This is a genomic window from bacterium (assembly GCA_020440705.1).
GTDB lineage: Bacteria > Krumholzibacteriota > Krumholzibacteriia > LZORAL124-64-63 > LZORAL124-64-63 > JAGRNP01.
Window position 1 is genome coordinate 1 of the sequence record JAGRNP010000124.1, and the last position, 11352, is coordinate 11352.

10 protein-coding genes are annotated in these 11352 nt (G+C 71.0%); 5 read left to right on the forward strand and 5 right to left on the reverse strand.

The genetic code is table 11. The annotated features are described in order from the left end of the window. On the reverse strand, positions 1-1418 hold a 1418-nt coding region (locus tag KDM41_14925), incomplete at its 3' end, for an alpha-amylase (protein MCB1184719.1). Positions 1419-1552: 134 nt separating this feature from the next. Between KDM41_14925 and KDM41_14930 the strand changes: the two genes are divergently transcribed. From KDM41_14930 to KDM41_14945, 4 genes are all read left to right on the forward strand, one after another. Next, positions 1553-3349, forward strand: a complete 1797-nt coding sequence (locus tag KDM41_14930; GenBank protein ID MCB1184720.1) for a DUF1446 domain-containing protein — start codon at positions 1553-1555, stop codon at positions 3347-3349. A gap of 15 nt (positions 3350-3364) precedes the next feature. Next, positions 3365-4039: a hypothetical protein gene (locus KDM41_14935; GenBank protein MCB1184721.1), complete on the forward strand. Its 675-nt coding sequence runs from the start codon at positions 3365-3367 to the stop codon at positions 4037-4039. Further along, positions 4036-4611 carry a LemA family protein gene (locus tag KDM41_14940; GenBank protein MCB1184722.1) on the forward strand — a complete coding sequence of 192 codons (576 nt, stop codon included), beginning with the start codon at positions 4036-4038 and terminating at the stop codon, positions 4609-4611. Before KDM41_14935 ends, KDM41_14940 begins: the two co-directional genes overlap by 4 nt. 73 nt (positions 4612-4684) lie before the next feature. Continuing rightward, positions 4685-6946, forward strand: a complete 2262-nt coding sequence (locus KDM41_14945) for a T9SS type A sorting domain-containing protein (protein MCB1184723.1) — start codon at positions 4685-4687, stop codon at positions 6944-6946. An 18-nt stretch (positions 6947-6964) separates the two neighbouring features. Here the strand turns inward: KDM41_14945 and KDM41_14950 are convergent, their stop codons facing one another. Continuing rightward, the gene (locus KDM41_14950; GenBank protein MCB1184724.1) at positions 6965-7282 is read right to left on the reverse strand and encodes an MGMT family protein; all 318 of its coding nucleotides are present in this window, start codon (positions 7280-7282) and stop codon (positions 6965-6967) included. Positions 7283-7387: 105 nt separating this feature from the next. Here KDM41_14950 and KDM41_14955 point away from each other — a divergent pair, with 105 nt between their 5' ends. After that, positions 7388-8761 carry an adenosylhomocysteinase gene (locus KDM41_14955; protein MCB1184725.1) on the forward strand — a complete coding sequence of 458 codons (1374 nt, stop codon included), beginning with the start codon at positions 7388-7390 and terminating at the stop codon, positions 8759-8761. Positions 8762-8931: 170 nt separating this feature from the next. On the opposite strand, the gene KDM41_14960 is transcribed toward KDM41_14955, so the two are convergent. The 3 genes from KDM41_14960 to KDM41_14970 all read right to left on the reverse strand — a co-directional run. Beyond that, on the reverse strand, positions 8932-9177 hold the full coding sequence (locus tag KDM41_14960) for a hypothetical protein (GenBank protein MCB1184726.1): 246 nt from the start codon (positions 9175-9177) through the stop codon (positions 8932-8934). Between the two features lie 28 nt (positions 9178-9205). Continuing rightward, entirely contained in the window at positions 9206-9577 is a 372-nt protein-coding gene (locus KDM41_14965) for a hypothetical protein (GenBank protein MCB1184727.1), read from the reverse strand. 131 nt (positions 9578-9708) lie between these two features. After that, the coding region (locus KDM41_14970) for a hypothetical protein (GenBank protein ID MCB1184728.1) at positions 9709-11352 on the reverse strand (1644 nt) is incomplete at its 5' end.

The following is an 11352-nucleotide window of genomic DNA, read 5'->3' on the forward strand; positions in this document are numbered from 1 at the left end:
CCGCTGTGCTCGTCGACGCGCTGGAAGACCACCGCGGCGTCGCTGTGGTCGCGGTAGCCGTCCTCGATGCGCACGGCCACGCCCGGGGTGTCGCACACGTCGGGCCCGCCGTAGCGGTAGCCCGGATAGGGCGGGTGCGGCAGCTGCAGGAAGTACTCGGGGTGCTCCACCACCCAGCGGCTGTCGATGCCCATGTGGTTGGGCACCATGTCGCTCGCCAGGCGCAGGCCGCGGGCGCCGGCGCGTTCGCTGAGATTCTGCCACGCCCCCTCGCCGCCCAGATCGTCGGCGATGCGGTAGTCGTACAGGGCGTAGGCGCTGGCGGCGGCGTCGTCGTTGCCCATCTGCTGCTTGATGCGGCGCGACGCCTCGCTGCGCTGCCACAGGCCGATCAGCCACAGGCCGTTGACGCCCCAGGCGACCAGGCGGTCCAGTTCGCCGTCGGGGATCTGGTCGAGGGTGCGGATCTCGCGGCCGTGCCAGCGGCTGAGCTGGTCGAGCCACACGTAGACCGACTTGGCCATGAGCACGACGTTGGGCATCCAGTCGGCGTCGGCACTGAAGGCCTCGGGCTCGGGCTCGGACCAGCCGCCGGCGCCCGCCCCGAACGACAGCACCGGCGGCGGGCCGTACTCGGCGCTGCGGGCCAGGTCGATCTCCTTGAGGATGTCCATGGCCGCCAGCAGCCGGCGCAGGAAGTCCGCGGGGAGCAGGTGCCCCCAGTTGGCGCGGATCCACTCGAGCTGACCGAAGAGGGAACCGGGGCTGGCCAGGGCCGGCGCCCGCAGCAGGCTGAAGATGGTGCGGCCTTCGCTGCCCGGGGGCTCGTGGGTGTCGAGGTACTGCTCGAGACCGGTGACGAAGGCGGCGTAGCTCGAGCGCTGACGCAGCTCGTTGTCGTCGAAGAGCGGAGCGGCCGGACCGGTGGCCGGATTGGTGACGTTCACGAAGAGCAGCATCATCTCCAGCAGGGCCGGATCGACGTCGGACGCCGCATACGCGGCGAGCGTCTCGCGTTCGAGGGCCACCGGCAGCGGCGGGAACAGTTCGCAGAAGGTGCGCACCAGGTGGGTCGTGTTCGCGGGCCCCAGCTGGGCGTCGGCCCAGGCGCGGCAACGGGCCAGGCCGCCGGGGTTCTCCACGGCGAAGTAGCGGCGGGCCACATGGCGCAGGGCCTGGTTCAGGGTGCGCAGGGCGAGCAGCACCTCGGCGGGCACGTCGGGCTCGCCTTCGGCCCGGTGACGGCGCGAACGGTTGACGGTCTCGGCGAGGGTGCGGATCTCCCAGCTCAGCAGGTCGGGGTCGTCGGGCACCTGGTCGGGCAGCAGGTCGCGCACGGCGTATTCGCGCCAGGAACGGTCCGAGAGGGGGAATCCGAAGACGAAATAGGGGTCCTGGCGGTCGGCGCCGATGGCCATGGCGGCACGGTCCTTTCGGGGGGCGGTCGTCGGGGCGGCTCCGCCGGGGTTCGGGCTTCCCATTTCGGTGGCGAGCCACCATTATCGGGGGTGCGCAGAATAAAACAAGGGTTCAGACCGGAGGCCACATCACCGTGAAGAAGATGATCCGCATCGGCAATGCCGGCGGCTACTGGGGCGACGACCTCGACGCCCTGCGGCGCCAGCTCCAGGGCGGCCGCCTCGACTACGTGACGATGGACTTCCTGGCCGAGATCACGATGTCGATCCTGCGCAAGCAGCAGCTGCGCAAGCCGGAACTGGGCTACGCCGGCGACTTCCTCACCCAGCTCGAGACCTGCCTGCCCCTGATCGTGCAGAAGAAGGTGAAGGTCATCACCAACGCCGGCGGCATCAACCCGCTGGGCCTCGGGCGCGGGATCATCGAGCTGGCGAAGTCGATGGGCTTCGACCTGAAGGTGGGCGTCGTCCACGGCGACGACATCGCCGGCCGCCTGGCCGAGCTCACCGCCGGCGGGGAGAAGTTCACCAACATGGAGACGGGCGCGGCCTTCGCGCCGGTCATGGACCGCGTCACCTGCGCCAACGTGTACCTGGGCGCCGAACCGGTCGTCGCGGCCCTGGACGCGGGCTGCCAGATCATCGTCACCGGCCGCGTCACCGACACGGGCATCACCCTCGCGCCCATGATCCACGAGTTCGGCTGGAAGATGGACGACTGGGACCGCATGGCCCGCGGCATCGTCGCCGGCCACATCATCGAGTGCGGGGCCCAGGGCTCGGGCGGCAACATCACCGACTGGCACGAGGTGCCGAGCTTCCGCAACATCGGCTACCCCATCATCGAGATGGAGCCCTCGGGCGAGTTCACCGTCACCAAGCACAAGCGCACCGGCGGGCTCGTGAGCGAGAAGTCGGTGAAGGAGCAGCTGGTGTACGAGATGGGCGATCCGGCCCAGTACATCTCGCCCGACGGCGTGGCGTTCTTCGACACCATCCGCGTGCGGCAGGACGGCCCGGACCGCGTGCGCGTGACCGGCGTGCGCGGCGGCCCGGCACCCGAGATGTTCAAGGTCTCCATGGCCTACGAGGACGGCTGGAAGGCCGACGGCGAGGTGCTGGTCTCGGGTCCGGACGTGCGGGCCAAGGCCGCGGCGCTCGAGGCCGTCTTCTGGGACAAGGTGGGTCACCGCTTCGCCAGGACGAGCACGGCGCTGGTGGGGGCGGGCAGCATCTGGCCCGACCGGCTCAACCGCTACGAACCGAACGAGATCTACCTGCGCTTCGGGGTGTGCGATCCGGACGTGGCGAAGATCAACGACTTCAGCAAGGCCCTGCCGGCCCTGATCCTGGCCGGACCGAGCGGCATGGCCGTCTCGACGCGGGGACGGCCGCGGCCCCAGCAGGTGGTGGCCTACTGGCCGGCCCTGATGCGGCGCGACGGCGTGGACGCCGTGGTCGAGACGCTGGACACGGCGGGCAGGACGAGCCGCCGGGTGATCCGGTTCCCGGTGCGGGGCGAGGTGGGCCTGCCCGTGCGCAGCGACGTGAAACCCTCGCCGCGGCGGCGGACGCGGGCGACCGGGGCCCTTCGGGCCGTCAAGCTGCGCCGGCTCTGCTACGCCCGCAGCGGCGACAAGGGGGACACCTGCAACATCGGCGTGCTGGCCCGCTCGCCCGGCGTGTACCAGTGGCTGCGGGGCTACCTGACGGCCGCGCGGGTGAAGCGCTTCTTCGGGGCGAAAGTGCTCGGTGCGGTGACGCGCTACGAACTGGACAACCTCGAGGGCCTGAACTTCCTGCTCGAACAAAGCCTCGGCGGCGGGGGTACGACCTCGCTGCTCGTCGATCCCCAGGGCAAGACCATGAGCCAGGCCCTGCTGGAGATGGACGTGAAGGTGCCGTCCTCGCTGCTGCGCGGACTGGCGTAGCCGAAGGACGCTGTCGTGGCGATGCCCTGGCCCTTCCTGATCCTCGTCGCCGTGTTCGCCATCCTGGGCGCGACGGCGTGGTACGGCGAGAAGCAGCGGCGCGAGGAGCTGAAGGCCTGGTGCCGCCGGCGGGGGTTCGGGCTGAAGATCGCCCGGCAGAGCGGGCTGGAGCGGGACTATCCCGGCCTCAAGCTCTTCTCGCGCGGCCATGGGCGCTTCGCGCAGAACACCATCAGCGGCGAATGGCGTGGGCGCCGGGTGAAGCTGATGGACTACCAGTACACCACGGGCAGCGGCAAGAACCGCCAGACCCACAAGGTGGGCGTGGTCGTCATCGCCGCCGACCATCCGGTGATCCCGCTCAGCATCCGGCGCGAGAACCCGTTCGACAAGGTGGGCGAGTTCCTGGGCGCCGACGACATCGACTTCGAGTCGGCCGAGTTCAGCCGGAAGTTCTACGTCAAGTCGTCCGACCGCAAGTGGGCCTACGACGTCATTCACCAGCGGACCATGGATCGCCTCATGCGGGACGACTTCCAGGACCTGGCCTTCGGCTTCCAGGAACTCGCCGTGCACCGGCGCGGCCGCTTCGATCCGGCCGGCTACGAGAAGGCCCTCGACCTGGGCTGCGACGTGCTCGACCTCGTCCCGGACTACGTCGTCCGGCAGATGAAAGGAGAGGACCGATGAATCCCGTTCTCTTCCCGGTGATCGTCCTGGGAGCGGTCCTGCTGTGGCTGGTCCTGACCTACAACGGGCTGGTGCGCATCCGGCAGCACGTGCGCGAGTCGTGGTCGGGCATCGACACCGAACTGAAGCGGCGCTACGACCTGATCCCCAACCTGGTCGAGACGGTGCGCGCGTACGCGGCCCACGAGCGCGAGGTGCTCGAGGGGGTGACGGCGGCCCGGGCCAGGGCGGCGGCCTCGCAGGGCGACCCGGAGAGCCAGGCGGCCGACGAGAAGGTGCTGGTGCAGGGGCTCGACCGCCTGCTGGCCGTGGCCGAAGGCTATCCCGAACTGAAGGCCAACGAGAACTACCTCGGGCTGCAGCTGGAGCTGGCGAACACCGAGGACCGCATCCAGGCCGCCCGGCGCTTCTTCAACGCCAACGTGCGCGACCTGAACACGCGCATCGAGGTGTTCCCGTCGAATCTGGTGGCCGGCTGGTTCGGCTTCGAGAAGGCCGGGTTCTTCGAGGTCGAGAGCGCCCGGGTGCGGCAGGTGGTCGACGTGTCCTTCGAAAAATATGACGAAAAGTAAAAAATACTAGTATCGCTCATAAAATCTATGGTACAATCAGGTCCTGGTTTGGGGGAAAGGACCTGGTGAGAGCTTGAAAAACCGCTTCTGCGCATGGCTGGCCTGGGGCCTGATCTGTGGTGGTCTGACGACCACCTCATTTGCCGGTGTGGTTGTCGAAAGCCTGGATCCGGCCCGAAATACGGTGATCTGGACCCTCGCGGACCTGCGCCTGGAGCCCGGTCTGGTCGGCGACGTGCCCGTCGTGGCCGTGGACGCCGCCGGCACCCTGCCCCGCCAGGAGGCCGGACGGCCCGAGCTGCCCACCGCCACCGTGACCCTGGAGATCCCCGGACGGGGCACCCCGGCCTTCCGCATCGTCAGCCGGCGCGAACGCGCCGTGCCGACGCCCCTGGTGCGGCCCTCGCTGGGCCACCTGACCCGTGATCGCGACCCCGGCGCCCTCGTGCCCGAGTTCGGCCCCGTCTACACCGCGGGGGCCGTGTTCCCGGCCAGCGAGGTGGAACTGGGCCGCCCGTTCCTTCTGGGCGACCGCCGCGGCGTGACCGTGCGCCTGAATCCGGTGCGGTGGGACGCCGCCCGCGGCGTGCTGCTGGTGACCGACGCCCTGACCCTCGAGATCGTGACCTCCGGCGACGGCGGCGAGAACGCCCTGCCCGCCGACGCCCCGGCCTCGTCGGCCGAGTTCCGCGCGGGCCAGTCCCGCACCTTCGCCAACGTGGCTGATCGCCCCCTGATGCAGAAATCCGCCCCTCTCGCCCGGGGGCGGATGCTCATCGTCAGCCACGACGACTTCGTGCCGGAGCTGGCGTCGTTCCGGGCCTGGAAGGCCCGGCGCGGGATCGCCAGCGACGTGCTGCCGCTGTCGGCGACCGACGGCACCGCCGCGGGCCTGCGCAAGGCCATCGCCGACGCCTACCTGGACACTCCGGGGCTGACCTGGGTCGTGCTGGTGGGGGACCGCGAGCAGCTGCCCACCAACACGGGCGTGTACGACGGCTCGGACAGCGACACCCGCTACGGCATGATCCTCGGCGACGACCTCTACCCCGAGGTGCACGTCTCCCGCGTGTCGGTGCGCACGCCGGCCGAGGCGGCGGTCCAGCTGGCCAAGTTCGTCGCCTACGAGGCGAATCCGGCCACCGGCGGCGCCGCCACGTGGTACGCCCGCGCCGCCGGCGTGGCCAGCGACGAGGGCGTGCCGGCCGACTACGAGCGCGCCGAGCTGCTGCGCAGCGACCTGCTCACCCGCGACTACACGGCCGTGGACCGCATCTACCAGAGCCTGGGCGCCAGCTCGGGCTCCATCGCCACCGCCCTGAACGAGGGCCGCAGCCTGGTGAACTACCTGGGCCACGGCACCGGCCTCGGCTGGCAGAGCGTGCCCTTCGACCGGACCAACGTGGCGGCCCTGACCAACACCGGCCGCCTGCCCTGGATCATCGACGTGAGCTGCTCGAACGGCGACTTCGCCCTCGACACCTGCTTCGCCGAGGCCTGGCTGCGGGCCGGCACCGCCGCCGCCCCGGCGGGTGCCGTGGGCATGGTGGCCGCCTCGAGCCTGGCGCCCTGGACGCCGCCGACCATCATGCAGGGCGAGATCGTCGACCTGCTCACCGCCGGCGCCACCTACGAAATGGGCGCCCTGGTCACCGCCGGCCTCGTACGGGTGCTCGACGAATACGCGGGGGTGCCCGTGGCGACCCAGGTGATGGAGCAGAACATCCTCTTCGGCGACGCCTCGCTGCAGGTGCGCACCCGCGCCCCCGCCGCCTTCGACGTGGTCCTGCCCGCCGTGGTGCTCGCGGGCGACGACCAGCTCGAGGTGCAGGTGGGCGCCGCCGGGACCGGGACGGTGGCCGTCTCCGCCGGCGCCACGCTGCTCGGCGCCGCCGACTTCACGGCCGCCGGGACGGTGCGCGTGCCGGTGTCCGGCCTGGGTGGTCCGGCCGGCCCGGCCGAGGTGACCGTGACCGTGACCGGGCCCAACATGATTCCCGCCACGGCCGTCGTTCCGGTCGTGTCCGGCGCGACGCCGGTGCCCGACGTGGTCACCGCGGCGCCGGAGCTGCGGGGCAACTACCCGAATCCGTTCAATCCCGTGACCCGGATCCGCTTCGAGCTGCCCGCCGCCGGGCGGGTGCAGCTGGCCGTGTACGACGTGGCCGGGCGGGTCGTGCGGCATCTCGCCGACGAGGGCTTCGCGGCGGGGAGCCACGAGGTGACCTGGGACGGCCGCGACGCCGCCGGCCGGGCGGCCCCGAGCGGCCTCTATCTGTACCGTCTGGAAGCGGCGGGGCACGCCCTCACCGGCCGCATGACCCTGGCCAAGTAGGCGGCGGCGGCCGGGGCGTCAGGGCTGCCAGCCGAAGCGGCGCAGGTCGATGCGGCCCGCTGCCGAGACGACAACCCCTTCGGATGCCAACAGTTGGGCCTGCTCCGCGACCGAAGCGCCGTCGCCGCGCAGGCTGATCCGGCCGGCGGCGTTGACGACGCGGTGCCAGGGCACGGCGCTGTCCGGCGGCAGCAGGCCGAGGGCCCGGCCCACCAGGCGGGCGCGGCCCGGCCAACCGGACTCGGCGGCCACCTGGCCGTAGGTGGCGACCCGTCCCGGCGGGATGGACTGGACAGTTGCCAGAATCGCGTCATACTTGGCGAGGCTCGTGGACATGGGATTCGCCCCGAAAATGATGATCGGTGTTGAAATCTGCGGATTCTGGACTAATTTAGGACCGATTGGAACCGGAAGAAACCCGAATTCTCGAGGGAGAAGGCAATGACGAACGAATCGAAGGTGGCGGACTACAAGGTCGCCGACATCAACCAGGCGGCCTACGGGCGCCGTGAGATCGCGCTGGCCGAGAAGGAGATGCCCGCCCTGATGGGTCTGCGGGCCAAGTACGCCGCCGAGAAGCCGCTCGCCGGGGCGAAGATCATGGGCTGCATCCACATGACCATCCAGACGGCCGTCCTCATCGAGACGCTCGTCGACCTGGGCGCCGAGGTGCGCTGGTCGTCGTGCAACATCTTCTCCACCCAGGACCACGCCGCCGCGGCCATCGCGGCCAACGGCATCCCCGTCTTCGCGTGGAAGGGCGAGACCCTCGAGGAGTTCGACTGGTGCATCGAGCAGACCATCCTCAAGGACGGTCGGCCCTGGGACGCCAACATGATCCTCGACGACGGCGGCGACCTGACGGCCATGGTCCACGAGAAGTACCCGCAGATGCTCGACCGCATCCACGGCCTGACCGAGGAGACCACCACCGGCGTGCACCGCCTGCAGGAGATGCTGGAGAGTGGCGAGCTGAAGGTGCCGGCCATCAACGTCAACGACTCGGTGACGAAATCGAAGAACGACAACAAGTACGGTTGCCGCCACAGCCTCAACGACGCCATCAAGCGCGGCACCGACATGCTGCTCGCCGGCCGCAAGGCCCTCGTGGTGGGCTACGGCGACGTGGGCAAGGGCTCGGCCCAGTCCCTGCGCCAGGAGGGCATGATCGTCAAGATCAGCGAGATCGATCCCATCTGCGCCATGCAGGCCTGCATGGACGGCTTCGAGATCGTCTCGCCCTATGTGGACGGCATCAACACCGGCACCCTCGACGGCATCGACTCCGCCCTGATGGGTTCGCTCGATCTGCTGGTCACCACCACCGGCAACGTGAACGTGTGCGACAAGCACATGCTGGCGACCATCAAGCCGGGCGCCGTGGTCTGCAACATCGGCCACTTCGACAACGAGATCGACACCGCCTTCATGCGTGAGAACTACCAGTGGACCGAGGTCAAGCCGCAGGTGCACCGGATCCAGCGCGATCCGGCCGACGAGGACAACTACATCCTGCTGCTGGCCGAGGGCCGGCTGGTGAACCTGGGCAACGCCACGGGGCACCCGTCGCGGATCATGGACGGCTCGTTCGCCAACCAGGTCCTGGCGCAGATGCACCTGTACGAGCGCCGCTGGGCCGACAAGAAGAGCGAGCCCGTGTACCTGAAGGTCCTGCCCAAGAAGCTGGACGAAGAGGTGGCGCTGGAGATGGTCAAGGGCTTCGGCGGCGTCATGACGAAGCTGACCCCGACCCAGGCCAAGTACATCAACGTGAAGGTCGAGGGCCCTTACAAGCCCGAGTCCTACAAGTACTAGCCGCGACGGTCGGCCCCTGGCGCCGGTGAACGGCGCCGCGGCTCGGCGCAAAACGAAGACGGGAGGCCTGTGGCCTCCCGTCTTCGTTTTGCTCGGCGCGGGGACCGCGCCGACTCGCCTCGGCGCCGCTCACCGGCACCAGGGGCCGGCGGCCGCGGCCCGGGACGGGGTCAGGTCCGGCGGCGAGGGCAGAGGGCTGCGATCCGGACCGCCGCGGCAGCCAGGATCCCGCCCGCGACGCCGGTGACCAGGGGCCAGACCACGAGGACGAGACCGCCTGCCGCGAGAAAGCCGAGCCGCGCCGCGGCCTGGAGCCCGGGGGAGCCGAGGGGGTTGGTGGCGATCGCCGAGGCGACGCCGAGGGCCGTGTAGGACAGCGCGCTTCCCATCACGGGAAACAGGGGGCGGATCCGCATCGGGCCCTCTGGAACGGTGTCGTCGTGTCTATTCCGCGAAGACCCAGTGCTCGGCCTTGGCGAGGTCGTCGAAGACCTTGAGCGTGGCGTCGGCGATGGAGAGTTCCGCCATGGCCGGCAGGCGGTCGGTGAGGGTGCCGATCTGGGCCAGGGTGTAGACGAGGGCGGCGCGGCCGCCGCTGCGGGAGTGGGCGGCTTTCTTGAGAAACGCCGCCAGTTCGCTGATGCGGTCGGCGGTGAGGGCCGACAGGTCGGCGCCGGAGAAGTCCCAGATGGTGTGCAGCGTGGGTTTGGTGCTGTAGAAATCGCGCAGGCGGGATTCGACTTCCTCGGGAGAGGGCGTGCCCGTGCAGGTGAAAGTGGTCAGGCTGCGGGCTTCGTCGCGGGTGGCCTCGATCATGGGCCGGCCTCCGGTCGGGGTGGATGGGGCGCGTCGCCCGCCCTGGGCAGGCGGACGATACGACCCATCCTATCCGATTTCGCGGCTGCGCGCCACCACGTCCGCCCTGGTCGCGGCCAGGGGCCGCCCGGTCAGGGATTCGGGCCGTCGTGGCACTGGTAGCAGCTGACACCCGTCCAGTCGCCGCGGAAATCGCTCCCGTGGCAGACGCTGCAGACATGGGTGCTGAACTCGGCGTCGCGGCCGTGCTGGTTCGAGGAACGGTAGCCGACGGGATGCCCGCCGGGGCCGTCATGGCACGTGTAGCACGACACGCTCGACCAGCCGCCCCGGTAGTCGGTGCCGTGGCAGTCGCGGCAGCCGAGAGCGCTGACGTCGGCCACGACCGGTCCGTGGACGTCGCCGGCCGGCCAGCCGACCGGGTGGCCGCCCGGGCCGTCGTGACAGGAGTAGCAGCCGACGCCGCTGGTGCCGCCGGTGAAGTCGGCGCCGTGGCAGCGGGCGCAATCGTCGGCGCCGGCGCTGCGCACGGCGGCGCCGTGCTGGGCGGGGTCGGCCCAGCCCGCCGCGTGGCCGCCGCCGGGACCGTCGTGGCACTGGTAGCAGCTCACGCCGCTCCAGCCGCCGAGGAAGTCGGCGCCGTGGCAGATGGCGCAGGCGTCGGTGCCGTTGGTGGCGGCCTCGAGGCCGTGGTTGCTCGACAGGGCCCAGTCGGCCGGATGCCCGCCCGGCCCGTCGTGGCACTGGGAGCAGCTCACCGTGCTCCAGCCGCCGAGCAGGTCGGCGCCGTGGCAGTCGATGCAGTCGCCGGTGCCGCCGCCGGCGACGGTGGCGCCGTGGGCGCTTTCCTGGCTCCAGCCCACCGGGTGGCCGCCCGGCCCGTCGTGGCAGGTGAAGCAGCCGACGCCGCTGGTGCCGCCGGTGTAGTCGGTGCCGTGGCAGGTGCGGCAGGCGTTGGCCGAATCGGTCCGCACGGTGGCGCCGTGCTGGTCCGCCCCGGCCCAGCCGGCGGGGTGACCGCTGGGGCCGTCGTGACAGGTGAAGCAGCTCACGCCGCTCCAGCCGCCGAGGTAGTCGGCGCCGTGGCAGGGTTCGCACGCGATGGTGCCGCTGGCCGTTGCCGCTGCGCCGTGGGCGGACGGGTCGACCCAACCGCTCGGGTGGCCGCCGATGCCGTCGTGGCAGTTCGAGCAGCTCACCGCGCTCCAGCCGCCGGTGTAGTCGGCCCCGTGGCAGTCGGCGCAGGCGGCCGGGCCCGCGGGAACGACCTCGGACCCGTGCCGGGAGCCCAGGTACCACTGGTTGGGGTGGCCGCCCGGCCCGTTGTGGCAGGTGAAGCAGCTCGTGCCGCTGGTGCCGCCGGTGAAGTCGACGCCGTGGCAGCGGGCGCACTCGGTGGGCGAGGAGGCGCGCACCTCGGCCCCGTGGCCGGTGATCTGGTTCCAGTCGACCGGGTGGCCGCCGGGGCCGTCGTGGCAGGTGAAGCAGCTCACGCCGCTCCAGTCGCCGGTGAAGTCGGCGCCGTGGCAGTCGGCACACGCGCCGGGGCCTGCGCCCGCGACCGCGTCGCCGTGGGCGGCGGGCTCGTTCCAGCCCGTCGGGTGCCCGCCCGGACCGTCGTGGCAGGCGAAGCAGCCGACGCCGCTGAGGCCGCCCGTGTAGTCGGCCCCGTGGCAGACGGTGCACGACGTCGCGCCGTCGGCGCGCACCGCGGCGCCGTGCTGGGCGGGGTCGGCCCAGCCCTCGGCGTGGCCGCCGGCCGGCCCGTCGTGGCA

What these genes read in the sequence shown, in the direction of transcription:
- KDM41_14955 (MCB1184725.1), top strand. Translation starts at nt 7,388, where the DNA reads ATGACGAACGAATCGAAGGTGGCGGACTACAAGGTCGCCGACATCAAC.
- KDM41_14965 (MCB1184727.1), bottom strand. Translation starts at nt 9,577, where the DNA reads ATGATCGAGGCCACCCGCGACGAAGCCCGCAGCCTGACCACTTTCACC.
- KDM41_14940 (MCB1184722.1), top strand. Translation starts at nt 4,036, where the DNA reads ATGAATCCCGTTCTCTTCCCGGTGATCGTCCTGGGAGCGGTCCTGCTG.
- KDM41_14950 (MCB1184724.1), bottom strand. Translation starts at nt 7,282, where the DNA reads ATGTCCACGAGCCTCGCCAAGTATGACGCGATTCTGGCAACTGTCCAG.
- KDM41_14960 (MCB1184726.1), bottom strand. Translation starts at nt 9,177, where the DNA reads ATGCGGATCCGCCCCCTGTTTCCCGTGATGGGAAGCGCGCTGTCCTAC.